Genomic DNA, 22,904 nt, shown 5'->3' on the forward strand with positions numbered 1-22,904 from the left:
GCGGCCAGGACGCTGTCGCGCAACGCCGCCGCATCGCGCAGGCCGAGATTGAGCCCCTGCGCACCGATGGGAGGGAAGGCGTGGGCCGCCTCGCCGACAAGGGCGATGCGCGGCCCGACCGGGGAGGCGACGGAGAGGCCCCGCATGGGCACGAGCCCGCGCGGCCCGTCGATGCGCATGGCCCCGAGCATGGCCTGGGCCTGGTTCTCGATGGCGCGCGCGAGGTCGGCATCCTCCAGTTCGGAGAGGCGCCGCGCCGGTCCCGCGCCGGTGACCCAGACGAGGCTGGACCGATGCCCACCGGGGAGGGGGACCAGGGTGAACGGCCCCTGCCGGGTATGGAACTCGGTGGAGACGTCCCGGTGCGGGCGCTCGTGGGCGAGCAGCGTGGTGATGGCGGCCTGCGGGTAGGACCACTCCCTGGTGGCGATGCCGGCCTGCTCCCGCATGCGCGAGCGGGCCCCGTCCGCGCCGACGACGAGGCGAGCGGCGACGGGCCCGCCCTCTTCCAGACCGATCCGGGCCTCGTCGGCATCCCGTTCCAGCCCCACCGCGTCGCTCTCGAACAGGGTCAGGCCGGGAGCCGACCGGGCCTGCGCCCGCAGGGTCTCCACGAGGCGGGCGCTCTCCACATTCCAGCCGAAGGCGGGAAGGCCGATCTCGGTGGACACGAACCGGGCCGGCGGCGGGCGGAACAGGCTGCCCGTGTCATCGACGATATGGAGTTCGGCGAGCGGTGCTGCATGCGGCGCCACCTCCGCCCAGGCCCCCAGCGCGTCGAGGAAGCGCACCGACCCGTCGAGGAGGGCGACCGTGCGTCCATCGGCGACGGGGGCGTGGCGGCCGACGAGGGCCGTGGCGATGCCCTCTCGGGCCAAAGCCAGGGCGAGACCGAGCCCGGCGGCACCCGCGCCGACGACGGCCACGTCGAAACGGGGAGGGGACGAATCCATGCATCGCTCCTCGGCGAGGGGTGCCCTCACCAGACCAGTCGAAGCGGCACCGACCGGACCGCTGCCGTTTCAAATAGGTGCCGTCCGTCTCGGGTCACCTCGCTGTGGCATTGCCACGCTGCGGCTTCTAGCATCAGCTGAGCGTCCCGACAGGGGCAGAGTGCCCCGGAGGTTGCCCCATCATGAGAGCGTCGTCATGAGCCTCGCCATCGCGCTGCTGGCGCTCGGATTCCTGATGCTCGTCGCCTATCGCGGCTTCAGCGTCATCCTGTTCGCCCCGGTGGCGGCGCTCCTCGCCGTGCTCCTCACCGACCCGTCCGCCGTGCTGCCGGTCTTCTCCGGCCTGTTCATGGAGAAAATGGTCGGCTTCGTGAAGCTGTACCTGCCGGTCTTCCTCCTCGGCGCGGTGTTCGGCAAGGTCATCGAGCTCTCGGGTTTTTCACGGTCGATCGTCACGGCGGTGATCGATCTCGTGGGCGCGCGCCGGGCGGTGCTCTCCATCGTGCTGGTGTGCAACCTGCTCACCTATGGCGGCGTCTCGCTCTTCGTCGTGGTGTTCGCGGTCTATCCCTTCGCGGCGGAAGCCTTCCGGCTGAGCGAGATCCCCAAGCGCCTCATCCCCGGCACCATCGCGCTCGGCGCCTTCTCCTACACGATGGATGCGCTGCCCGGCACGCCGCAGATCCAGAACATCATCCCCACCACCTTCTTCGGCACCAACACCTGGGCGGCCCCCTGGCTCGGTCTGATCGGCGCCGCCTTCATCCTCGTGGCCGGCGTGGCCTATCTCGACCGGCGCATCGCCTCGGCCAAGGCCAGAGGAGAGGGCTACGGCAGCGGCCACACCAACGAGCCGACGCCCGTCTCCGACGAAGCCCTGGCGCATCCCCTGGTGGCGCTGCTGCCGCTCGTCGTGGTCGGCCTCTCGAACCTCGCCTTCACCGCGCTCATCCCGCGCCTCTACGGGGCGAAGACCGAGACCATGCTGGCGGGGCTCGACAAGCCCATCGTCACCACGGTCTCGTCGGTCACCGCGATCTGGGCGGTGGAACTGGCGCTGCTGGCCGGCATCCTCACGGTCTTCGTCTTCGCCTGGAAACCGGTCTCGAAGAGCTTCGCCGAGGGTAGCCGCGCGGCGGTGGCCGGCTCGCTGCTGGCGGCCATGAACACGGCCTCCGAATACGGGTTCGGCGCGGTCATCGCGGCACTGCCGGGATTCATCGTCATCCGCGAGGCCCTGTCGGCCATCCCCGACCCGCTGGTGAACGAGGCGGTGACGGTGACGGCGCTGGCCGGCATCACCGGCTCGGCCTCCGGAGGGCTGAGCATCGCCCTCGCCGCCATGTCCTCCACCTTCATCGCGGCGGCGCAGGCGGCCCATATCCCCATGGAGGTGCTGCATCGGGTGGCCGCCATGGCGAGCGGCGGCATGGACACACTGCCCCATAACGGCGCCGTCATCACCCTGCTCTCGGTGACGGGGCTGACACACCGGCAGGCCTATGCCGACATCTTCGCGATCACCGTGCTCAAGACCAGCGCGGTGTTTCTCGTGATCGGGGTCTATTACCTGACCGGGCTGGTGTGAGGCTCGGTCAGAGGCATCGCGGTTCCCGATGGCCTGGACTTTCTCAGGGCGCGGGCGGCCAATGCCGCGACATCCGATGCGACGGGAGCCTTCCGATGGATCGTCGAACCTTCCTGACACTCGCGGCCGCCGGTGCCGCATTCCCGCTTGGCGCGGACCCGGCCAAGGCGGAATCAGCCAAGGCGGACCCAGGCAAGGCGGACCCAGGCAAGGCGGCCCCGCCGCCGGCGCGGAACGTCGTCCTCGTCCACGGCCTGTTTGCCGACGGGTCGTGCTGGTCCGAGGTCATCGCGCGGCTGCAGGCGGCGGGCCTGACCGTCACCTCCGTGCAGAACCCGCTGACCACCCTCGACGAGGCGGTGGCTTCGGTGCGGCGGGTGCTGGCGCGGCAGGACGGGCCGACCGTGCTCGTCGGCCATTCCTTCGCCGGCATGATCGTCTCCGAGGCCGGCACCGATCCGAACGTATCCGCCCTCGTCTACGTGGCGGCCCGCGCGCCGGATGCCGGCGAGGATTATGCGGCCCTGGCACGAACCTTTCCGACGCCCCCCGCCAGCGCCGGCATCGTCTTCGACGGCGAATACGGGCGCCTCGGCGAGGCGGCCTTCCTGCGTGATTTCGCCGGCGACCTTCCCGAGGCGAAGGCGAAGGTGCTCTACGCGGTGCAGCAGCCCTTCGCGAAGGCGCTGCTGGCGGGCAGGACCACCCAGGCGGCCTGGCGATCGAAGCCGAGCTTCTACGCGGTCTCGACGGAGGATCGGACGATCGACCCCGATCTCGAACGCTTCATGGCGAAGAGGATGGGCGCCACGACGATCGAGGTGACGGCGAGCCACCTGTCCCTGATCTCCCAGCCCGACACGATCGCGAGGCTGATCCTGAACGCCGCCGGACGGCCCTGAGGCATCTCGCGGGGTCAGGGCGTTGCGACAGACCGAACTCCCGTTTGCCGACTGCCGGGACCTGTCCTATCGTCCGATGCGGCGGTGCCGGATCATCGCCGGGAGAGGAGAGCTCACCATGGCATTCTTCATCGGGATCGCAGGTCCCTGGCTGGTTATCGCCGTCCTCGACCTCCTGGCGATCCGCCGCGACCTGGAACTGTCGCGGATCCCGTGAAAAGCTTCAGCCTTCCGGCTCCTCGACGATCTTCAAGGTGAGTTGCGTGAACGGCCTGATCTCCCAGGCGATCCCGGCCTTGAACATCATCACCACCCGGCAGCGGTCCATGACCTCGAAGGCGGGAAGGCCTGGCTCCGGCTGGAACACGAGCCCCGCGACGACGGCGGGATCGTAATCGGCGGGCCTGATCCAGACGATCTCTTCCATGGAACGCGGCCCCCTCCTGCGCAGCTGCCGGGGAACGATACCGACCGGCCTGTCTCACGCGAAGCCGGGCGATGGTCTGCAACGGCCATGCCGCCCGCGCCTCCGGCCGGGCACCTCTATCGGCAGCGCCGGGCTTGCTCCTTAAGGCCGGTAGCTTATGTCGCGTCCATCGAACAGACGAGGAGAGACGACGATGCCCAAGGCGATCCGGGTCTACGAGTATGGCGAGCCCGAGGTGATGCGCTACGAGGAGGTGGCGGTCGGCGAGCCCGGCCCCGGCCAGATCCGCGTCCGCCAGACGGCCATCGGCGTCAACTTCATCGACATCTACTTCCGCTCGGGCGCCTACAAGGCGGCGCAGCTCCCCTTCACGCCCGGCAAGGAGGGGGCGGGCGTGGTCGCCGCCATCGGCGAGGGCGTCACCGGGTTCCGGGTGGGTGAGCGCGTGGCCTACGGTTCGGCCGAGGGTACCTATGCGGAGGAGGTGGTGATCAATGCCGGCGCCGCCGTGCATCTCGCCGACGGGGTCGACGACGCCACCGCCGCGGCCATGATGCTGAAGGGCCTCACCGCCGAGTATCTCCTGCACCGGACATGCCCGGTGAAGCCGGGCGACACGATCCTGTTCCACGCCGCCGCCGGCGGCGTCGGCCTCATCGCCTGCCAATGGGCCAAGCATATCGGCGCCACCGTCATCGGCACGGTGGGCTCGGCCGAGAAAGCGGAGCTGGCGCGGGCCAATGGCTGCGACCACGTCATCCTCTACCGCGACGAGGATTTCGCCGCGCGGGTGAAGGAGATCACCGGCGGCAAGGGCGTGCGCGTCGTCTATGACGGCGTCGGCAAGGACACCTACCCGGCCTCCCTCGACTGCATCGCCCCGCTGGGGATGTTCGTGAGCTTCGGCTCCGCCTCCGGCCCGATCGAGAACTTCAATCTGGCCCTCCTCGCCCAGAAGGGCTCGCTCTTCGCCACGAGGCCCACGCTGTTCACCCATGCGGGGACGCGGGCCACCCTCGATTCCATGGCCGAGAACCTGTTCGGCGTGGTGGCGAGCGGGGCGGTGAAGATCCCCGTCCATGCGCGGGCGAAGCTCGCCGACGCGGTGCAGGTGCACAAGGATCTGGCCGGACGCCAGACCACGGGCGCCACGATCATGACGCCGTGATCCGGGTATCCCGTGATCCCGGGATCACCTGACGACAGGACGAGGCGGATGATGCCCCCAGGCGAGCGTGACCTTCTCCTCGTGGTCGACGTCCAGAACGACTTCCTGCCCGGCGGAGCCCTCGCGGTGCCGGACGGCCATGCGGTGATCGCCCCGATCAACCGCCTCGCCGCCCTGTTCCCGCACGTGGTCCTGACCCAGGACTGGCATCCGCCGGGCCATGTCTCCTTCGCCTCCAGCCATGCGGGGAAGTCCCCCTTCGAGACCGTGGACCTCGCCTACGGCCCTCAGGTCCTCTGGCCCGACCATTGTGTCGAGGGCTCGCCCGGTGCCCGTTTCTCGTCCGAGCTTCACGTCGATTGGGCCGAACTGGTCATGCGCAAGGGCTATCATGCCCATACCGACAGCTACTCGGCCTTCTTGGAGGCCGATCGGAATACGCGAACGGGGCTCGACGGATACCTGCGCGAGCGCGGGTTCGAACACCTCTATCTCACCGGTCTCGCCACCGATTACTGTGTGCTCTGGAGCGCGCTCGATGCCCGCAAGGCAGGCTTTGCCGTCACCGTCATCGAAGATGCGGTGCGGGGGATCGATATCGACGGATCGGTGGAACGCGCTTGGGCGACCATGCGTGAGGCCGGGATCGAACGGATCACGAGCGGGGCGATCGGGGGCGGGTAGAGCCTGAACACGCCGGTGCGCGGTCCTACACCGCGCTGCCGTAGAGGTCGTAGGCGTCGGCCCGCTCGATCTTCACGGTGACGATGTCGCCGACCCGCAGCGGCCGGCGCGAGGTGACGTGGACGTTGCCGTCGATCTCGGGCGCGTCGTATTTCGAGCGGCCCTTGGCGATGCCGCCATTGGCCTCGTCGATGATGACGGGCAGGCGCTTGCCCACGCGCGCCTTCTGCAAGCGGGCCGAGACACCCTGCTGCGCCTCCATGAAGCGGCGCTTGCGCTCGGCCTTGAGTTCCGGCGGGACGAGATCGCCGAGTCCGTTGGCCACCGCGCCGCCTACGGGCTCGTATTCGAAACAGCCGACGCGCTCGAGCTTGGCTTCGCGGATCCAAGTCAGCAGTTCTTCGAACTCGGCCTCGGTCTCGCCGGGGAAGCCGACGATGAAGGTCGAGCGGATGGCGAGGTCCGGGCAGATCTCGCGCCAGCGCCGGATCCGTTCGAGCTGTTTCTCCTGGTTGCCCGGCCGGCGCATGCGCTTGAGCACGGACGGGCTGGCGTGCTGCAGCGGCATGTCGAGATAGGGAAGGATCTTGCCCTCGGCCATCAGCGGGATGACGTCGTCCACGTGCGGGTAGGGATAGACGTAATGCATCCGCACCCAGGCACCGAGCTCGCCGAGTTCGGCGGAGAGATCGTAGAACTTCGCCCGCACCTCTCGGTCGCGCCAGGGGCTCGTGGCGTAGCGGATATCGACGCCGTAGGCGCTAGTGTCCTGCGAGACCACCAGCAATTCCTTGACGCCGGCTTTGACCAGCTTCTCGGCCTCGCGCAGCACGTCGCCCGCCGGCCGGCTGACCAGGTCGCCGCGCAGGGAAGGAATGATGCAGAAGGTGCAGCGGTTGTTGCAGCCCTCGGAAATCTTCAGATAGGCGTAATGGCGTGGGGTGAGCTTCACCCCCTGCGGCGGCACAAGATCGAGGAACGGGTCGTGCGCCGGGGGCACCGCCTCGTGCACGGCGGCGACCACCGATTCGTAGGCCTGCGGCCCGGTCACCGCGAGGAGGTTCGGATACTTTTCGCGAATTTCCTCGGGCTGCGCGCCCATGCAGCCGGTGACGATGACGCGACCGTTCTCGGCCATGGCCTCGCCGATGGCCGAGAGCGATTCGGCCTTGGCCGAATCGAGGAAGCCGCAGGTGTTGACGATGACCACATCCGCCCCGTCATGCCGGCGCGCGAGCTCATAGCCTTCCGCCCGCAGATGCGTGAGGATGCGCTCGGAATCCACCAGCGCCTTGGGGCAGCCGAGAGAGACGAACGAGATCTTGGGCGCGGCTTTCGCCGGGGTCGGAATGGTGACGGGTACGGTCATGGTCGCTCGTCGGTCGCGGCCGAGGAAAACTCGACCGGCCGTGATTCTCGGGGCGGAGGGTGCCGGGTTGCAGCCTTCCTATACGCCCATCGTCGCGCGGTTGCGAGGGCGGCGGTTCCGGGCACCATGCCGACAGCCTGCACGGCCCATGCAGCCCGCGCGGCTTCCGTCGAACCGCGACCCGTGTCACCTGTGGCGCGTTATCAGGAAACCATGCCGCAGGAGGGGCCCGTGTCCCCGCCCGCGCGAAGCTCTTAAGTCCGACAGCATCATGTGGACCCGCGAGATCCCCTTCATCGATCCCGTCGCGGCGGCGGAGGCGTTCTCGTCCCTGCCGGGGCTGGCCTTCCTCGACAGCGCCATGCGCCACGAGACCCTGGGGCGCGTCTCGATCGTGGCCGCCGACCCGTTCGGGCGGTTCCGCTACGCGAACGGCCGCGCGACGCTCGACGGACGGCCCCTCGAGGGGCGGCAATCCGGCGAAACTGGCCTGGAGGCCCTGCGCGCCTGCCTCGCGCCCTACCGGCTGGCGGGCGACGAGGGAACCGGCTTTCCCGGCGGGGCCATCGGCTATTTCGCCTACGATCTCGGCGCGAGCCTGGAGCGGGTGAGGCCGCCGGCCCGCCGCGCCGGCCTCACCGACGACATCGCCTTCAACCTCTACGACACGGTCCTGTCCATCGACCATGACAGCCGGACCTGCCGGCTCGTCGCCACCGGCTTTCCGGAGCTCACGGAATCCGCCCGCGCCGACCGGGCACGGGCGCGGCTCGACCGTTTCGCGGAGCTGCTCGCGGCCGCCGGCCCCAGGCCGAGGACCGAGACGCCGCCGCTTGCCTGGCACTCCAACTTCACCAGGGCCTCCTACGAGGCGGCGGTGGAGACGGTGCGCGACTACATCCGGGCCGGGGACATCTACCAGGCCAACATCGCCCAGCGCTTCGAGGCGGCGCTGCCGGCGGGATACGATCCCTTCTCGCTCTATCACCGCCTGCGCGAGACCAACCCGGCGACCTTCGGCGCCTATCTGTCCTTCGGTGCTCTCACCATCGCGTCGAGCAGCCCCGAGCGCTTCATGAAGCTGCAGGGCAGGGCGGTGGAGACCCGGCCGATCAAGGGCACCGTGCGCCGGGTGGAGGATCCCGCCGAGGACCGGGCTCTGGGCGAAGCGCTCCAGGCCAACGTCAAGGAGCGGGCCGAGAACATCATGATCGTCGATCTCCTGCGCAACGACCTCTCGCGCATCTGCGAGCCGCACAGCGTCAAGGTGCCGGTCCTGTGCGGGCTCGAATCCTACGCCTCGGTCCATCACCTCGTCTCGGTGGTGACCGGGACCCTGCGCCAGGGCCTCGACGCCATCGACCTGATCGCCGCCACCTTCCCCGGCGGCTCGATTACCGGGGCGCCGAAACTGCGCGCCATGGACATCATCACGGAGATCGAGGGCGATGCCCGCGAGCTCTATTGCGGCGCCATCGGCGCCATCGGGTTCGACGGGTCGCTCGACACCTCCATCGCCATCCGCACCGTGTTCATGGACGAGGCCCGCGCCGTGCTCCAGGCCGGGGGAGGGGTGACGCTCCTCTCCGACCCGGCCGCCGAATACGAGGAGACCCTGACCAAGGCGGCTCGGGTCTTCGCTGCCTTCGAGCCCGACCGGAACGAGCGCGGGGCGCCATGATCCTCGTCGTCGACAATTACGATTCCTTCGTCTTCAACGTGGTGCGCTACGTGGAGGAGCTCGGCCAGGAGGTGAAGGTGCTGCGCAACGACGCCGTCGACGTCGCCGGCATCCGCGCGATCGCCCCCGAGGCGCTGATCCTCTCTCCCGGCCCCTGCACCCCCAACGAGGCCGGCGTGACCCTGCCCGCCATCGAGGCCCTGTCCGGCGAGATCCCGATCCTCGGCGTCTGCCTCGGCCACCAGGCCATCGGCGCGGCCTTCGGTGGAAGGGTCGAGCGGGCGGCGCGGCCGCTCCACGGCCAGGCGACGGCGATCCGGCATGACGGGTCCGGCCTGTTCGCGGGCCTGCCCGACCCGATGCAGGTGGGCCGCTACCATTCCCTCATCGTCACGCCCCAGCCCGGCATGGACGAATCCCTCGTTATCGACGCCGTGTCGGGGGAGGGCGAGGTGATGGCCCTGTCCCACCGGCGCCACCCGACGATGGGCGTGCAGTTCCACCCGGAATCGGTGCTGACCGAGAACGGCCACGCGGTGTTCGGCAACTTCCTCGACCTGGCGCGCCGGTGGCGGGAGACCCGCGATGCTGTGGTTTGACGGCGCCCTCCACGAGGGCAACCGCCACGGTTTCGACCTCGCCGACCGGGGCCTGACCCTCGGGGACGGTCTCTTCGACACGGCCCTCTGCCTCGGAGGCCGCATCGCCTTCCGGGAGGCGCATCTCGCCCGGCTCGCCGCCTCGGCCGCGGATCTGGGCTTTTCCATCGACCGGGAAGCGGTGGGGGAGGCGATGCATCTCGTCGCCGCCGCCATCGGCGACGGGGCGCTCCGCACCACGATCACCCGCGGCTCCGGCCCGCGCGGCCTCGCCCCGCCGGAGCCGGCCCGCCCGGTCTGGTGGATCGCCGCCACGCCGCGCCGGGCGGGATCGGGTTTCGCGCCGGTTTCGCTGAATCCGAGCACGATCCGCCGCAACGAGACCTCGCCGGCCGCGAGGATCAAGACGCTGGGCTATCTCGACGCCATCCTCGCCGCCCGCGAGGCGAGGGCGCGGGGCCTCGACGAGGCCCTGTTCCTCAACACCAGAGGCCACCTCGCCTGCGCCGGGACCGGCAACCTCTTCGCAATCCTGGACGGGCGCCTCGTCACCCCGCCCCTGTCGGACGGCGTGCTGCCCGGCATCGTCCGGGCGCAGGTTCTCGGCTTGGCGCGATCCCTCGGCATCGGGACCACGGAACGCTCCCTCGCCCTCGAGGAGGTCCTGGCCGCCGAGGCGGTGGTCATGACCAATTCCCTGCGCGGCCTGTCCCCCGTCACGGCGATCGGGACGACGGCGTTTCCCGGCGGGCACGAAGCCGTTGCCGCGTTGAGCCACGGGCTCCGCCGTCTCATCGCCGAGGAATGCGGCGTCGCGCCGGAAGCGGCGTGAGGCCGGGCGGCATCGCGCCGAAGGCCCACAGCCGCCTGCTCTCGCGGCTATGCCTCGCCGCGCTCTATGGCGGCATCGGCCTCCTCCACCTCGCGGCCGCCGACAAGTTCCTGCCGATCATGCCCGATTGGGTGCCCTGGCCGAGGCAGGTCGTCATCCTGACGGGCTTCTACGAACTCGCCTGCGTGGCGGGCCTGTTCGTCGCGCGCACCCGCCGCGCCGCCGGCTACGCCCTGGCCGCCTACGCGATCTGCGTGTTCCCGGCCAACATCAAGCACGCGGTGGAGGGGATCTCCGTTCCCGGCCTGCCCGACAGCTGGTGGTATCACGGCCCCCGCCTCGCCCTGCAGCCGGTTCTGGTCTGGTGGGCGCTCCACGCCACGCGGATCGTCGATTGGCCGTTCGGGCGGCGCTAGAGCGCGCGCGGCCGAACGGACCGAAGCGAGCCGGCGATCAGGCTTCCGAACGCTTCACCCGCTGCCAGGCGGCCTCCATGGCGGAAAGATCGGCCTCGTCCAGGCTTGCCCCATCCTCCGCGATCAAAGCCGCCATGGCGTGGAAGCGCCGCTCGAACTTGATATTCCCTCTTTTCAAGGAATATTCCGGGTCTATTCCGGAATGCCGGGCGAGATTCACCACCGCGAAGAGCAGGTCGCCGATCTCCTCGGCGAGGTGATCCGGATCGTCCCGCCCGAGCGCGTCGGCGACCTCGTCCACCTCCTCGCGGATCTTGGCGATGACCGAGGCCGCGTCCGGCCAATCGAATCCGTGCCGCGCCGCGTTGCGGCTGATCTTCTCGGCCCGGGTGAGGGCGGGCAGGGCCTTGGCGACGGAGCCGAGGAGGTCGCCCCCGGCGTGTTCGGACCGCCCCGTCTTCTCCGACCGCTCCGCCGCTTTCGAGGCGGTCCAATTGGCGTCGAGCTGCGCCAGGCTCAGGCGCTCGGGGCCGTCCGCCAGCGGCGACCCATCCGCCTCGAACACATGCGGATGCCGCCGGATCAGCTTGTCGCAGATCGTCCGGACCACGTCGTCGAAGGCGAAGCTCCCGGCCTCCTCGGCGACCCGCGCCTGGAACACGACCTGAAGCAGGAGGTCGCCGAGTTCCCCCTGGAGATCGGCAAGATCGCCGCGTTCGATGGCGTCCACCACCTCGTAGGCTTCCTCCAGCGTGTAAGGCGCGAGGGTTTCGAGGGTCTGGACCTGGTCCCAGGCGCAGCCCCGTTCGGGATCGCGCAGCACCGCCATCAATCGCAGCAGGGTCTCGATCGGCGAGTCGGATGTCACGGGTTCACCACGCTTGGGAAATCGGAGGATCGGGGAGAAGCGGAAGCGAGTGTCGGACCAGGGTTAGGCCACGCGGCGGGGTTCCCTCAACCCGCTGTCGCAAGGTGCGCGGTCCATCCTCGTCTGTGCCGAACCTGTGGACCGGGAGAGGAGGAATTCTGGAAATTCCAAGATATCGATCAAAAAACCGTGCTGTCCGGCAAAACGAACGATCCACCGGACCCTTAGGAAAGATATCAGTAACCTCTTTTTAGAGAGTCAGTTCAGCAAGTTATATGGGACGGCGAATTCGCGTGGTCGTCCCGTGTGTTGAGCCCCTTTCGCGTATCGAACTCTGCGCCGGGACGTATCGAACTCTGCGTGGCTCCGTATCGGATTCTGCGCTGTCGCGGCCCCGATCCGTATGGGATTCTGCGCCGATCCGTATGGAATTCTGCGGGGAGAACGGGGTTTGCCGGTGAAGTATGGGGATAGAACGGAATTCCGGCCCGTATCGAACTCTGCGTAGGCGCCGGAACGGCCAGGGGGCGGTCTCTTCCGGTGGCGGGATCGCCGAACCGGTGCGGCCCATCCCCCGGTTGCCGGGTTTCGTGGCCCGACTCCGTGGATTGTCGGGATAAGATCCGGCCCCGGCGACTCCTAGCCTCGGAATCGTGCGATGGCGGACGTTCAGTGACGAGAGCCGCCGGTATCGATGACAGCCATGGGGATCGAGGAGAAGCTCGCCCAGATCCGTGATCCCGACCTCTTGGAGGAGGTCGAGGCCGGCCGCGGCAGCTTCCTGTTCGGAAGCATCGTCGAGCACATCCTCCACCGGCAGCGTGCCCGCGACGCCGAGGCCTCGATCCTGCGCGAGGCCGCCGACATGCGCGGCGCCATGCCCCGCGACCGGCGTCGGCGCGACATGGTGCGCGAGGTCATCGAGAACGAACCGACCCTGCCGGAGAACCTGCAGCACATCCACAGCGTGCTGGCCCTGTGCGGCCTGCCTTATCGCGATCCGGGCGATGCCCGCGAGTTCTTCCGGGAATACGGCCGCAACTCCCTCAGCCTGCTGGCCGGCCGCCTCAAGAACCCGGTCAATGGCGAGATGGAGTTCCAGGGCCTGCCCTACGGCCCCAAGGCCCGCCTCGTCCTGCTGCATCTCTGCACCGAGGCGGTGCGCCAGCGCAGCCCCACCATCACGGTGGCCGACAGCCTGTCGGGCTTCATGAAGGAGATGGGATTTTCCGTCACCGGCGGCGAGCGCGGCACGATCCGGCAGTTCAAGGAACAGCTCAACCGGCTCGCCGCCTGCACCCTGCAGATCGGCCTCTGGGACGGCAGCGACAAGGCCAGCACCCTCAACGTGCCGCCCTTCCGCCAGCTCGACCTCTGGCTCTCGCACGGATCGGGGGAGGGGCAGGTCTGGTCGAAGACCGTCCAGTTCCACCAGGATTTCTACGACAACCTGATCCAGCACGCCCTGCCGGTGGATATCCGCGCGGCCCGCGCCTTCGCCGGATCGGCCCGCAAGCTCGATCTCCTGTTCTGGCTCGGCTACCGCCTGCGCGTCCTACAGCGCCCGCTGCGGCTGACCTGGGCCAACCTGCACAGCCAGTTCGGCGCCGACAATGCCAGCATCCGCAGCTTCCGGCAGGCGTTCAAGGCCGATCTCGCCCATATGCAGGAGGTCTTCCCGAAACTGCCCGTCTCCCTCGACGAGGCCGGCATGATGCTCCAGCCCGCCCATCCCAGCGCCCTGCTGGTGCCGCCCAGGCTCGGCGGGGCGAAGGCGGGCGCATCCAAGGCCGGTGCGGCACGGCGCGCCCTCGCGGGCTGAGGCATCTTCCAAATATCCGTTGGGAATATTCCATTATGATGCGTCTTCTGTTAGATATTCCATAATTGGAATATTCCAGAGGTATCACCATGTTCCTGACGGAAGCCGAGGCCGAGGCGCGCCTCTCCGACCTCTATCGTGAACGGTCCCGCATCGAGCGGGTCATCGCCGACCTCACGCTCTTCCTCGATATCGGGCGTCGGATATCCGTGCCCGCCCGAGGGGCAGTGGACGGGTGGCGCGATCCGGCCCCGGTCGCCCCGTCGCCGGATACGGCAAGCGAAGAGCCCGCCGGCGAGTCCGGCGGCGACCGGTCGCAGGCCCGGCGCGAGGGCCGTCTCCTCATAGAGGCGGCCTCCGAGATCCTCGAGGAGGCGGGCCGTCCCCTCCATGCCGCCGAGATCCTGGAGGGACTGACCCTGCGCGGCCTGTCGGTCCCCGGCATCGACCCGGTGGCCGCCCTCAACACCCGGCTCTGGAAGCGCTCGGGACCCGACGGTCCGTTCCAGCGCCTCGGCGACGCGGTCTATGCCCTCGCCTCCGGGCCCGACGACGAATGAGGCTCAGAACCGCCCATTCCGGGTGATCTCGGCGATGATCTTTTCGCGGGCGGCGCGCGAGGCGGCGAATCGCGCGCGGGCCGCCGCGACCACCTCGGGCGAGGCCGTGCCGGGATGGCCCGCCGAGAAGGGCGGGGCCGGCGCGTATTCGAGGGCCAGCTGGATCGTCTCGGCTTCCGTCCGGCCGGCAAGCTCGGCCACCGCCGCGAGGGCGAAATCGAGACCGGCCGTGACGCCGCCTCCGGTGATGATCCGTCCGTCGCGCACGATCCGCTCGTCGACCGGGATCGCCCCGAACGCGGCCAGCAGGTCGAGGGCGCCCCAATGGGTCGTCGCGCGCTTCCCCCGCAGCAGGCCCGCCGCCCCGAGGATGAGGGCGCCGGTGCAGACCGAGGTGACGAGGATCGGCCGCTCGGCCTGGGCGCGCACGAAATCGAGCACGGGCGCGTGCGTCATCAGGGCGTTCACGCCGATCCCGCCCGGAATGCACAGGAGGTCGAGGGGCGGGCAGGCGGTAAGATCCGTCGTGGGCGTCAGCGGCAATCCGGTGGCGCTGACGATGGTGGCGCGGTCGAGGCCGACGAGATGGACGCGCGCCCCCGGCAGCGAGGCGAAGACCTCGTAGGGCGCGGTGAGGTCGAGCTGCTGCACGCCCTCGAAGGTCAGGAGGCCGATCTCGAAGCGGATCTCGGTCTGGGACATGGCAAGGGTCTCCGGGAGGGGGCGGCAACGGAAAGTCCGCGACTGGACAGGTCCGACGATACCGGCGCACGTTGCCGGCCGACATGACCAAAAACCCTCCTATCCTGCCAAACCGCCCGCTTCTGGAGCCGCCCCTAGCCGGGGCGATCATCACCGTGGCGATCCTGGCCTATCCCGGGGTGCAACTCCTCGATGTGGCCGGTCCGCTCCAGGTCTTTGCCACCGCCAACGACCTTTTCGTCGATGCCGGCCGGCCATCCCCTTATCGCGTCAGCGTCGTCGCCGAGCGCGCCGGCTCCGTCGCCACCTCGTCGGGCCTCGCGCTGACGGCCGAGGGGCTGGTCCCGGATACCGGCTCCATCGACACGCTGATCGTCGCCGGCGGGCGAGGGGTTCAGGCCCAGCTCGACAATGCCGACCTTCGGAGCTGGCTGCGCGCGCGGGCCGCCCGGTCGCACCGCGTCGCCTCGGTCTGCACCGGCGCCTTCCTCCTCGGAGCGGCGGGCCTCCTCGACGGCCGCCGGGTGGTGACCCACTGGACCCGCTGCGACGCCCTCCGGGCCCTCTATCCGGCGGCGAGGGTCGAGGCCGACCCGATCTTCATCCGCGACGGCGCGCTCTGGACCTCGGCCGGGGTCACTGCCGGCATCGATCTCGCCCTGGCCTTGGTGGAGGCCGATCTCGGGCGGGAGACGTCCCTGGCCGTGGCGCGGCACCTCGTCGTGTTCCTCAAGCGCCCCGGCGGGCAGGCCCAGTTCAGCGCCGCCCTTTCGCTCCAGGGCGGCGACGACCGGTTCGGCCGCCTCCATGCCTGGATCGGCGAGAACCTCGCCGCCGATCTGACGATCCCCGCTTTGGCCGACCGGGCCGGGATGAGCCCGCGCAGCTTTGCCCGGCATTACCGCGCCGCGACGGGCCGCAGCCCGGCCGAGGCGATGGAGGGCATCCGTTTCGAGGCCGCCCGCCGGCTGCTGGAGGAGACCGACCTGCCGCTGAAGCGCATCGCCGAACGCTGTGGCTTTGGCGCGGAGGAGACCCTGCGCCGGGTCTTCCTGCGCCGGATCGCGACGACGCCCGGCGAGTACCGCCGTCGTTTCGCTGCTTTTGCGTGATCCTGGCAGCCCTCCTCCGATGCGGGCGAATTTGACTTTCCCGGCCGCATCATCGACACCGCCGCCCGTCGCGGCATCGACCGATCGTCAAGGGCTGCCCGTCGGCCCGGAGCCGCCCCATGTCCGCCCCACTGCGTCCCGTCTCATGAGAACCGCCGATGCCGGACATGCCGTCCCGCCCGGCGCCGAAGCGGGTTTCCTCGACAGGCTGATCGAGGCGGCCTCGGCGAGCCATGCCCGCGCCTGCGCCCTGCTCCTGGCTCTCTGCCTCGTCTGCTTCCTGCCGGGCTTCGTCTCGCTCCAGCCGATGGACCGCGACGAGCCGCGCTTCGCCCAGGCCTCGAAGCAGATGATCGAGACCGGCGATATCGTCGACATCCGATTCCAGGGCGAGGCGCGCCACAAGAAGCCGGTGGGGATCTACTGGGTGCAGGCCTCCGTGGTGAAGGGGGCCGAGTCCCTGGGGCTCGACCACGCCCGCACCACCATCGCGCTCTATCGCGTGCCCTCGCTGATCGGCGCGCTGCTGGCGAGCCTGTTTACCTACTGGGCGGCCCTCGCCTTCCTGCCGCGCCGGGGCGCGCTCGTCGCCGCCGCCCTGTTCTCGGCCTGCATCATGATCTCGGCGGAGGCGCGCCTCGCCAAGACGGACGCCCTCCTCACCGCCTGCTCGGTCGCCGCGATGGGCGCGCTGGCGCGGGTCTGGCTCGGCCGGATCACGCCCGGACGGACGCGGGGCCGGCCCGATCTCACGACCCTGCTGGTGTTCTGGCTGGCCATGGCGATCGGCATCCTGGTGAAGGGGCCGATGGTGCCGCTCTTCGTCGGGCTCGCCGCGCTCGCGCTGTCGCTGAAGGAGCGGTCCGGCCGCTGGCTCATGGATTTGCGTCCCGGCCTCGGCCTCGGGCTGACCCTGGCCATCGTCGCCCCCTGGTTCGTCGCCATCGCCTGGAAGAGCGGCGGCGCGTTCTTCGGCGAGGCGGTGGGGCACGACATGCTGGGCAAGGTCGGCGGTGCCGCCGAGAAGCACGGCGCGCCGCCCGGCACCTATCTGGCGGTGTTCTTCGCCACCTTCTGGCCGGGAGCTGCCTTCGCGGCGCTGAGCGCGCCCTTCGCCTTCGCCAACCGGCGCGACGATGCGATCGCGTTCCTCCTCGCCTGGATCGTGCCCGCCTGGATCCTGTTCGAGGCGGTGCCGACCAAGCTGCCGCATTACGTCCTGCCGCTGATGCCGGCCGTGGCGATCCTCACCCTCCTGGCCGTGGCGCGCGGCGCCCTCGATCCGGGCCGGCGGGGAGCCAGGGCCGTGGCCGCCCTGGTGGTGCTGATCCCGGTCGGCCTGACCCTCGGCCTCGTCGGGGTGGCCTGGACCTTCGACCACGTGATCCCCGTCGCCGGGCTGCCGCTGCTGCTGGCCTCCTGCGCTGCCGCGATCCTCGCTGTCGTCCTGTTCGCCCGCCGCCTGCCCGAACGGGCGCTGGCCTGCGCTATCCTGGCCTCGGCCCTGCTCTCGCCGGCGGTGTTCGGGCTGACCCAGCCGGTGCTCGCGGCGCTGAAGGTCTCGCCGCGCCTCGCCGCCCTCCGCGACGGGCTGCCCTGCGCCGCCCCGAAGGTCGCCAGCCTCGGCTACCGCGAGCCGAGCCTCGTCTTCCTCATCGGGACCGATCTCGCCATGATGAACACCGGTGCCGAGGCGGCGGAGTTCCTGGCAGGGGGCGGTTGCCGCCTCGTCTTCGTCACCGAGCCGTTCCTGGACGAGTTCCGGCGGGCGGAAACAAGCGTTAAGGCTGCCCCGGTGGGCCGGGTCTCCGGCTTCAACATCAACAGCGGCCGGCGGATCGACCTCTCGGCCTATGCGGTGACCCCGTGACCCAAACCGACACAGCCCCCTCCACCCGCCTGTCCATCGTCGTCCCGGTGAAGAACGAGGCCGGCAATGTCGAGAGTCTCGTCACCGAGATCGAGCGCGCCTGCTCGGCCCTGGTCCCGTTCGAGGTGATCTACGTGGATGACGGCTCCACCGACTCCACCGGGGCGATCCTCGCGGATCTGCGCCGCAGCCGGCCCTGGCTGCGCGTGATCCGCCATGCCCGCAGCGGCGGGCAGTCGGCCGCGATCCGCAGCGGCGTCGCCGTGGCGCGGGGCGCCCTCATCGCGTCCCTGGACGGCGACGGCCAGAACGATCCGGCCTTCATCCCCGCTTTGGTGGCGGCCCTGGAGGAAGGCGGCCGGAGCACCGGCCTGGCCCAGGGCCAGCGCGTCGGCCGCAAGGACGGGCGCCTGAAGAGCCTGCAATCGCGCATCGCCAACGGCGTGCGCGGCCGCATCCTCAAGGACGACACCCGCGATACCGGCTGCGGCATGAAGGTGTTCCGGCGCGAGGTCTACCGGGCGCTGCCCTATTTCGATGCGCTGCACCGCTTCATGCCGGCCCTCGTCGCCCGCGAGGGCTACCGCGTGGTCCATGCCGACGTGGTCGACCGGCCGCGTTTCACCGGGCGCTCCAATTACGGCCTGTTCGACCGGCTCTGGGTCGGGCTCCTCGATCTCGCGGGGGTGTGGTGGCTGATCCGCCGCAAGCGGCCCTCGCCCGAGGCGGTGGAGGTCGCGCTCGTCACGGACAGGGAGGCCTGAACCCATGCTGATGCAGCTTTCGGAAGACCTGGGCGGCTACGCCTATGACATCTTCGTCACCAAGTTCGACGGCTGGCTCGTCTTCGGCATCCTGGCCCAGGTGGTGTTCGGTGCCCGCTTCATCCTGCAATGGTTGGCGAGCGAGAAGGCCGGCCGCAGCGTCATGCCGCTCTCGTTCTGGTTCCTCTCCATCGCGGGCGGGCTGATGACCCTGGTCTACGGGCTGGTGCGGCGCGAGCCGGTCATCATCTTCGGGCAGGCTCTCTCGACGGGCATCTATCTGCGCAACGTCGCGCTGATCCTGAAGGAAAAGCGTCGGAAGCCCGGGGCGGATGCCGTTCCGTGACGTCCTCGGTATGACTCTCCCGACGATTCCGCTGCCGGATTTCTTCGACGATCTCGACGCCAGCCTGGCCCATCTCTGGCGGCTTCTGGAGGACGGGCCGAGGCTGCGCCGCAACGCGTTCCACATGCCGGCCCTCGCCACGGTGGATGCCGACGGCTGCCCGCAGGTCCGCACCATCGTCCTGCGCGAGGCCGAGCGGCGGACCGGGATCCTGCGCTTCCATTGCGACCGCCGGTCCCGCAAGGCCGACGAGATCGCCGCCTCCGGCCGGGCCGCGCTGCACGGCTACGATTCGGCGAGCAAGGTCCAGATCCGGGTCTCGGGCCCGGCCACGCTCCATACCAACGATGCCCTGGCGGATGCCGCCTGGGACGGATCGATGACGATGAGCCGGGTCTGCTACGGCGTGGCGCCGGGGCCCGGAACCGAACTCACCTCGGGCGAGGGCTATTCCCTGCCGGAGACCGACGCGGCCATCGCCGCCGGCCGGCCGAATTTCTGCGCGGTTCAGGTGAGCGCCACCCGGCTCGAATTCCTGTTCCTCGACCGGCGGGGACACCGGCGCGCCGCCTGGAAGCGGGACGGCGACGGCTGGGCGGGGACCTGGCTGGCGCCGTGAAAAACCCTCCTCCCCACAAGGAGGAGGGAGGGGCTCATCCCATCGCCGCGCGCAGCCGTGCGAACCCCGCATCGAGATCGGCCTGCAAATCCGAAATCTCCTCGAGGCCGATATGGAAGCGCAAGCCCGGTCCGCCCGGCTCCCAGCGCGTGGCGGTGCGGTAGGTGCGGCAATCGAACGGGATGACGAGGCTCTCGAAGCCGCCCCAGGAAAAGCCCATCCCGAACAATTCGAGCCCGTCGAGCATCGCCGCCACGGCGTTCGCCGGAGCCGGTTTGAGGACCACTCCGAACAGGCCGGACGACCCGGAGAAGTCCCGCTTCCAGATGGCGTGGCCGGGATCCTCCGGCAGGGCCGGATGGAGCACCCGCAGCACTTCCGGCCGCGCCTGCAGCCAGCGCGCCATGGCGAGGCCCTGGCGCTCGTGCTCGCGCAGGCGCAGGTTCATGGTGCGCAGGCCGCGCAGGGCCAGGAACGCATCCTCCGGCCCGGCGCACATGGCGAAATGCTCGAAGGTGCGGTGGAGCGCCGGCCAGTATCGCTCGTTGGCCGAGGTGAGGCCGAGGAGCAGGTCCGAGCCGCCGCTGAGATATTTGGTCCCCGCCTCCACGGCGATGTCGACGCCCCGCTCATGCGGCGGGAAGAACAGCGGCGTCGCCCAGGTATTGTCCATGATGACGGCGGCGCCGTGCGCATGGGCGACCTCCGCGATGGCCGGCACGTCCTGCATCTCGAAGCTCTGCGAGCCCGGCGCCTCCACCAGCACCGCTTTCGTATTCGCGCGCATCAGCTCGCCGATGCCGGCGCCGACGAGGGGATCGTAATAGGTCACCTCCACGCCGAAGCGCTTCAGCACGCCGTCGCAGAAGATGCGGGTGGGGCGGTAGGCGCTGTCGGTGACGAGGAGATGGTCGCCCGCGCTCACCACGCTCATCAGGGCGACCGTGAGGGCGGCCAGGCCGGAGGGGGTGAGCACCGTGCCCGCCGCCCCGGCGAGCTCGCTCCAGGCCTGGGTGAGCGAATCCATCGTCGGCGAGCCGCTGGTGCCGTAATCGTAGCGCCCGCGCCGGTGCTGCAGGTCGTCATAGGTCGGGAACAGCACCGTCGAGCCGCGATAGATCGGCGTGTTGACGAAGCCATGCTGCGCGGAGGGGTCGCGCCCCGCATGGACGAGGCGTGTGGCCGGGCCGAAACGGGCGGGATCGCGGGGAGGGGTGTTCGACATGGAAACCGGTATGGGGGGAGGGCGGTTGCGCCGCAACCTGAGCCCGGCCTGTGCGATCGCGTCAAGCGGAAGCCCTTGACCGGGCCTGCCGATCCTTTGCAATGCGCGGGTATGATCAACGGTCTCCCGGCATCGTCGACGCCTCATCCGACCCGTTCACCTCATCCTGAGGTGACGCCGCGCAGCGGCGGCCTCGAAGGAGGCCTCCAGATCGCGCGATTCTGGCTGGAGGCCTCCTTCGAGGCCGCTTCGCAGCACCTCAGGATGAGGTTTTGGGTGGGAGGGATCATGCTGTTCTGCCTCACTCCCGCCCTCGCCCAGAACGGTTCCGCCCAAGGCACCCTCGCCCGGGTCAAGGCGCGGGGGCATCTCGTCTGCGGCGTCAGCGGCGGAGTCGCGGGGTTCAGCATTCCGGACAGCCAGGGCCAGTGGCGCGGGCTCGACGTGGATTTCTGCCGGGCGCTTGCCGCGGCGATCTTCGACGATCCGGCCAAGGTGCGGTTCATCCCGCAATCCTCGGCCGCGCGCTTCACCGCCCTGCAATCGGGCGAGATCGACGTCCTGTCGCGCAACACCACCTGGACCCTGTCGCGCGACACCGCCGCCATGAACTTCCCGGTCATCACCTTCTATGACGGGCAGGGGTTCCTGGTGCGCAAGTCCCTGAACATCGCGTCGGTGAAACAGCTCGACCGGGCGACGATCTGCCTGCAGCAGGGCACCACCACCGAGCTCAACCTCGCCGATTGGTTCCGCACGCGGGGGATGACCTACAAGGTCGTCACCTTCGCCAATAGCGAGCAGACGCTGGGTGCCTACGAATCCGGCCGCTGCGATGCCTATTCCACCGACAAGTCCTCCCTCTACGGCGAGCGCCTGAAGACGGCGCATCCGGACGAGCACGTCATCCTCGACGAGGCGATCTCGAAGGAGCCGTTCGCCCCCGGCGTGCGCCAGGGCGACGACCAGTGGCGCGATCTCGTCGCCTGGACCCATTACGCCATGATCGACGCCGAGGAGGCGGGCATCACGCAGGCCAATGTCGAGGAGATGCGCCGATCGGCGCTGAGCCCCGACGCAAAGCGCATCCTCGGCCTCGAGGGCAAATACGGCGAGGGCCTCGGCCTCACCACCGACTGGGCCTACCGGATCGTCCGCCATGTGGGCAATTACGGCGACGCGTTCGAGCGCAATGTCGGTGCGCAGACACCGCTGAAGATCCCGCGCGGCCTGAATGCCCTCTGGAACCAGGGCGGCCTGCAATACGGGCCTCCGATCCGGTGAGGGGCGTGTGGCACTCCCCCTCTCCCCGCTTGCGGGGAGAGGGTTTCGGCCCCCTCGCCGGGGCCGAAACGAGGCGGCAGCCGAGGGTGAGGGGGGGGCTTCGGACGAGCCTCTTCCGGGGGCACCCCCTCACCCTCGCTGCGGCTGACGCCTTCGCTTGCCGCAGGGACGACGAGGTCCCCGCGGCCCTCTCCCCGCCCAGCGGGGAGAGGGGATGGCGCGCGGATTTCTCGTTCAACGGGAAGCGGCTCCATGGCTGAATCCCGAAAGACCTCCCTTCGCGCCCTCGCGCTCCAGATCGTCCTGGCGCTCGCCGTCGCCGGCCTCGTCTATTTCGCCGCCGGCAACGCCGCGCAGAAACTCGCCAAACAGGGGATCGTCGCCGGGTTCGGCTTCCTGTCGCGCAATGCCGGATTCGACATCAGCCAGCGGTTGATCCCCTACGCGGCGGCGACCTCGACCTATCTCGATGCGTTTCTCGTCGGGCTCTGCAACACGCTGCTGGCCGCGGCGCTGGGCATCGTGCTCGCCACGCTGATCGGCTTCGTGGTGGGCATCGCCCGGCTGTCGCCGAACCTGCTCGCGCGGGGTCTGGCCTCCGCTTATGTGGAGGCAATCCGCAACGTGCCGCTGCTGCTGCAGCTCCTCGTCTGGTACGTGGCCGTGCGAGTGGCCCTGCCCTCGGCCGAGGCTCCCGCGAGTCTGGGGGGCGCCTTCGTCTCGCAGCGCGGCCTCGTCCTGCCGCGCCCGGATTTTTCAGGTGCCGCCTGGCTGGTGCCGGTGGCCTTCCTCGCCAGCATCCTCGCGATCGTGATGCTGAGACGGTGGGCGGGCATCGCGGTCGAGACCGGCCGACCGCCGGTCCGGGTCTGGCTGCCGGGCCTCGCCCTCACGATCCTCCTGCCGGGCCTTGCCTGGATCGGGCTGGCGCTGGCCGGCCATCCGGTTGTGGTCGATTGGCCGGCGCGCGGTCCCTACGACGTCGAGGGCGGGTTGCCGATCCTGCCGGAATTCGCCGCCCTGGTTCTCGGGCTCTCCACCTATACCGCCGCCTTCATCGCCGAGATCGTGCGGGCGGGCCTTTCCAGCGTGGCGCGGGGGCAGGGGGAGGCG

The 22,904-nt window shown here is 69.7% G+C and carries 23 protein-coding genes; 17 read left to right on the forward strand and 6 right to left on the reverse strand.

Annotated elements, in window-relative coordinates; genetic code table 11:
* On the reverse strand, window positions 1–953 hold a 953-nt coding region (locus tag FV220_RS16635; protein WP_147832630.1), incomplete at its 3' end, for an FAD-dependent monooxygenase.
* Between the two features lie 196 nt (window positions 954–1,149).
* Here FV220_RS16635 and FV220_RS16640 point away from each other — a divergent pair.
* Entirely contained in the window at window positions 1,150–2,541 is a 1,392-nt protein-coding gene (locus FV220_RS16640) for a GntP family permease (RefSeq protein WP_056149689.1), read from the forward strand.
* A 95-nt stretch (window positions 2,542–2,636) separates the two neighbouring features.
* A complete protein-coding gene (locus FV220_RS16645; RefSeq protein WP_147832631.1) occupies window positions 2,637–3,443 on the forward strand; it encodes an alpha/beta hydrolase in 807 nt (268 codons plus the stop codon).
* A gap of 223 nt (window positions 3,444–3,666) precedes the next feature.
* On the opposite strand, the gene FV220_RS16650 is transcribed toward FV220_RS16645, so the two are convergent.
* Window positions 3,667–3,870, reverse strand: coding sequence for a hypothetical protein (locus FV220_RS16650; protein ID WP_018043697.1), 204 nt, complete (start codon window positions 3,868–3,870; stop codon window positions 3,667–3,669).
* A 193-nt stretch (window positions 3,871–4,063) separates the two neighbouring features.
* On the opposite strand from FV220_RS16650, the gene FV220_RS16655 reads away from it, so the two are divergent.
* Both FV220_RS16655 and pncA read left to right on the forward strand, forming a co-directional pair.
* A complete protein-coding gene (locus FV220_RS16655) occupies window positions 4,064–5,038 on the forward strand; it encodes a quinone oxidoreductase (RefSeq protein WP_056149687.1) in 975 nt (324 codons plus the stop codon).
* Window positions 5,039–5,086: 48 nt separating this feature from the next.
* Entirely contained in the window at window positions 5,087–5,722 is a 636-nt protein-coding gene (pncA, locus tag FV220_RS16660) for a bifunctional nicotinamidase/pyrazinamidase (protein ID WP_147832632.1), read from the forward strand.
* Between the two features lie 25 nt (window positions 5,723–5,747).
* Here the strand turns inward: pncA and rimO are convergent, their stop codons facing one another.
* Window positions 5,748–7,091, reverse strand: coding sequence for a 30S ribosomal protein S12 methylthiotransferase RimO (gene rimO, locus FV220_RS16665; RefSeq protein ID WP_056149685.1), 1,344 nt, complete (start codon window positions 7,089–7,091; stop codon window positions 5,748–5,750).
* Between the two features lie 271 nt (window positions 7,092–7,362).
* Between rimO and pabB the strand changes: the two genes are divergently transcribed.
* Genes pabB through FV220_RS16685 form a run of 4 tightly spaced genes read left to right on the forward strand, consistent with a single transcriptional unit; the run spans window position 7,363 to window position 10,619 of the window.
* Window positions 7,363–8,772, forward strand: a complete 1,410-nt coding sequence (gene pabB, locus FV220_RS16670; RefSeq protein ID WP_147832633.1) for an aminodeoxychorismate synthase component I — start codon at window positions 7,363–7,365, stop codon at window positions 8,770–8,772.
* Entirely contained in the window at window positions 8,769–9,371 is a 603-nt protein-coding gene (locus FV220_RS16675; protein ID WP_147832634.1) for an aminodeoxychorismate/anthranilate synthase component II, read from the forward strand. Before pabB ends, FV220_RS16675 begins: the two co-directional genes overlap by 4 nt.
* A complete protein-coding gene (locus FV220_RS16680) occupies window positions 9,358–10,203 on the forward strand; it encodes an aminotransferase class IV (RefSeq protein ID WP_147832635.1) in 846 nt (281 codons plus the stop codon). The genes FV220_RS16675 and FV220_RS16680 overlap by 14 nt, the downstream gene beginning before the upstream one ends.
* Window positions 10,176–10,619 (forward strand): DoxX family protein, encoded by a 444-nt coding sequence (locus FV220_RS16685; RefSeq protein WP_238253885.1) that lies wholly within the window; start codon window positions 10,176–10,178, stop codon window positions 10,617–10,619. Before FV220_RS16680 ends, FV220_RS16685 begins: the two co-directional genes overlap by 28 nt.
* Window positions 10,620–10,656: 37 nt before the next feature.
* Here the strand turns inward: FV220_RS16685 and mazG are convergent, their stop codons facing one another.
* Window positions 10,657–11,487, reverse strand: a complete 831-nt coding sequence (gene mazG, locus FV220_RS16690; protein ID WP_147832636.1) for a nucleoside triphosphate pyrophosphohydrolase — start codon at window positions 11,485–11,487, stop codon at window positions 10,657–10,659.
* Between the two features lie 703 nt (window positions 11,488–12,190).
* Between mazG and FV220_RS16695 the strand changes: the two genes are divergently transcribed.
* On the forward strand, window positions 12,191–13,309 hold the full coding sequence (locus FV220_RS16695) for a replication protein RepA (RefSeq protein WP_056149677.1): 1,119 nt from the start codon (window positions 12,191–12,193) through the stop codon (window positions 13,307–13,309).
* An 89-nt stretch (window positions 13,310–13,398) separates the two neighbouring features.
* On the forward strand, window positions 13,399–13,869 hold the full coding sequence (locus FV220_RS16700) for a winged helix-turn-helix domain-containing protein (RefSeq protein WP_147832637.1): 471 nt from the start codon (window positions 13,399–13,401) through the stop codon (window positions 13,867–13,869).
* A 3-nt stretch (window positions 13,870–13,872) separates the two neighbouring features.
* Here the strand turns inward: FV220_RS16700 and FV220_RS16705 are convergent, their stop codons facing one another.
* Complete coding sequence (locus FV220_RS16705) at window positions 13,873–14,571, reverse strand: DJ-1/PfpI family protein (protein WP_056149672.1); 699 nt, start codon at window positions 14,569–14,571, stop codon at window positions 13,873–13,875.
* Between the two features lie 83 nt (window positions 14,572–14,654).
* On the opposite strand from FV220_RS16705, the gene FV220_RS16710 reads away from it, so the two are divergent.
* From FV220_RS16710 to FV220_RS16730, 5 genes are all read left to right on the forward strand, one after another.
* Window positions 14,655–15,683, forward strand: a complete 1,029-nt coding sequence (locus tag FV220_RS16710) for a GlxA family transcriptional regulator (protein ID WP_056164640.1) — start codon at window positions 14,655–14,657, stop codon at window positions 15,681–15,683.
* Between the two features lie 145 nt (window positions 15,684–15,828).
* Complete coding sequence (locus FV220_RS16715) at window positions 15,829–17,553, forward strand: glycosyltransferase family 39 protein (protein WP_147832638.1); 1,725 nt, start codon at window positions 15,829–15,831, stop codon at window positions 17,551–17,553.
* Complete coding sequence (locus tag FV220_RS16720; protein ID WP_147832639.1) at window positions 17,550–18,317, forward strand: glycosyltransferase family 2 protein; 768 nt, start codon at window positions 17,550–17,552, stop codon at window positions 18,315–18,317. The genes FV220_RS16715 and FV220_RS16720 overlap by 4 nt, the downstream gene beginning before the upstream one ends.
* Before the next feature lie 4 nt (window positions 18,318–18,321).
* Window positions 18,322–18,663, forward strand: a complete 342-nt coding sequence (locus FV220_RS16725; RefSeq protein WP_056149667.1) for a lipid-A-disaccharide synthase N-terminal domain-containing protein — start codon at window positions 18,322–18,324, stop codon at window positions 18,661–18,663.
* Window positions 18,650–19,282 carry a pyridoxamine 5'-phosphate oxidase family protein gene (locus tag FV220_RS16730; protein WP_147832640.1) on the forward strand — a complete coding sequence of 211 codons (633 nt, stop codon included), beginning with the start codon at window positions 18,650–18,652 and terminating at the stop codon, window positions 19,280–19,282. The genes FV220_RS16725 and FV220_RS16730 overlap by 14 nt, the downstream gene beginning before the upstream one ends.
* A 34-nt stretch (window positions 19,283–19,316) precedes the next feature.
* Here the strand turns inward: FV220_RS16730 and metC are convergent, their stop codons facing one another.
* Complete coding sequence (gene metC, locus FV220_RS16735; protein WP_018043680.1) at window positions 19,317–20,507, reverse strand: cystathionine beta-lyase; 1,191 nt, start codon at window positions 20,505–20,507, stop codon at window positions 19,317–19,319.
* Between the two features lie 288 nt (window positions 20,508–20,795).
* Here metC and FV220_RS16740 point away from each other — a divergent pair, with 288 nt between their 5' ends.
* Window positions 20,796–21,791: an amino acid ABC transporter substrate-binding protein gene (locus FV220_RS16740; protein ID WP_187273438.1), complete on the forward strand. Its 996-nt coding sequence runs from the start codon at window positions 20,796–20,798 to the stop codon at window positions 21,789–21,791.
* Window positions 21,792–22,043: 252 nt separating this feature from the next.
* Window positions 22,044–22,904, forward strand: an 861-nt coding sequence (locus FV220_RS16750; RefSeq protein WP_147832643.1) for an ABC transporter permease subunit, incomplete at its 3' end; no start/stop codon positions are given.

The sequence above is a fragment of the Methylobacterium sp. WL19 genome, from assembly GCF_008040005.1.
Classification (GTDB): Bacteria; Pseudomonadota; Alphaproteobacteria; order Rhizobiales; family Beijerinckiaceae; genus Methylobacterium; species Methylobacterium bullatum.

What these genes read in the sequence shown, in the direction of transcription:
- FV220_RS16655 (WP_056149687.1), top strand. Translation starts at nt 4,064, where the DNA reads ATGCCCAAGGCGATCCGGGTCTACGAGTATGGCGAGCCCGAGGTGATG.
- FV220_RS16730 (WP_147832640.1), top strand. Translation starts at nt 18,650, where the DNA reads ATGCCGTTCCGTGACGTCCTCGGTATGACTCTCCCGACGATTCCGCTG.
- pabB (WP_147832633.1), top strand. Translation starts at nt 7,363, where the DNA reads ATGTGGACCCGCGAGATCCCCTTCATCGATCCCGTCGCGGCGGCGGAG.
- FV220_RS16725 (WP_056149667.1), top strand. Translation starts at nt 18,322, where the DNA reads ATGCTGATGCAGCTTTCGGAAGACCTGGGCGGCTACGCCTATGACATC.
- FV220_RS16710 (WP_056164640.1), top strand. Translation starts at nt 14,655, where the DNA reads ATGACCAAAAACCCTCCTATCCTGCCAAACCGCCCGCTTCTGGAGCCG.
- FV220_RS16645 (WP_147832631.1), top strand. Translation starts at nt 2,637, where the DNA reads ATGGATCGTCGAACCTTCCTGACACTCGCGGCCGCCGGTGCCGCATTC.
- metC (WP_018043680.1), bottom strand. Translation starts at nt 20,507, where the DNA reads ATGTCGAACACCCCTCCCCGCGATCCCGCCCGTTTCGGCCCGGCCACA.
- FV220_RS16675 (WP_147832634.1), top strand. Translation starts at nt 8,769, where the DNA reads ATGATCCTCGTCGTCGACAATTACGATTCCTTCGTCTTCAACGTGGTG.
- FV220_RS16705 (WP_056149672.1), bottom strand. Translation starts at nt 14,571, where the DNA reads ATGTCCCAGACCGAGATCCGCTTCGAGATCGGCCTCCTGACCTTCGAG.
- FV220_RS16695 (WP_056149677.1), top strand. Translation starts at nt 12,191, where the DNA reads ATGGGGATCGAGGAGAAGCTCGCCCAGATCCGTGATCCCGACCTCTTG.
- FV220_RS16685 (WP_238253885.1), top strand. Translation starts at nt 10,176, where the DNA reads ATGCGGCGTCGCGCCGGAAGCGGCGTGAGGCCGGGCGGCATCGCGCCG.
- FV220_RS16650 (WP_018043697.1), bottom strand. Translation starts at nt 3,870, where the DNA reads ATGGAAGAGATCGTCTGGATCAGGCCCGCCGATTACGATCCCGCCGTC.
- FV220_RS16680 (WP_147832635.1), top strand. Translation starts at nt 9,358, where the DNA reads ATGCTGTGGTTTGACGGCGCCCTCCACGAGGGCAACCGCCACGGTTTC.
- FV220_RS16700 (WP_147832637.1), top strand. Translation starts at nt 13,399, where the DNA reads ATGTTCCTGACGGAAGCCGAGGCCGAGGCGCGCCTCTCCGACCTCTAT.
- FV220_RS16640 (WP_056149689.1), top strand. Translation starts at nt 1,150, where the DNA reads ATGAGCCTCGCCATCGCGCTGCTGGCGCTCGGATTCCTGATGCTCGTC.
- FV220_RS16715 (WP_147832638.1), top strand. Translation starts at nt 15,829, where the DNA reads ATGAGAACCGCCGATGCCGGACATGCCGTCCCGCCCGGCGCCGAAGCG.
- FV220_RS16740 (WP_187273438.1), top strand. Translation starts at nt 20,796, where the DNA reads ATGCTGTTCTGCCTCACTCCCGCCCTCGCCCAGAACGGTTCCGCCCAA.
- rimO (WP_056149685.1), bottom strand. Translation starts at nt 7,091, where the DNA reads ATGACCGTACCCGTCACCATTCCGACCCCGGCGAAAGCCGCGCCCAAG.
- pncA (WP_147832632.1), top strand. Translation starts at nt 5,087, where the DNA reads ATGATGCCCCCAGGCGAGCGTGACCTTCTCCTCGTGGTCGACGTCCAG.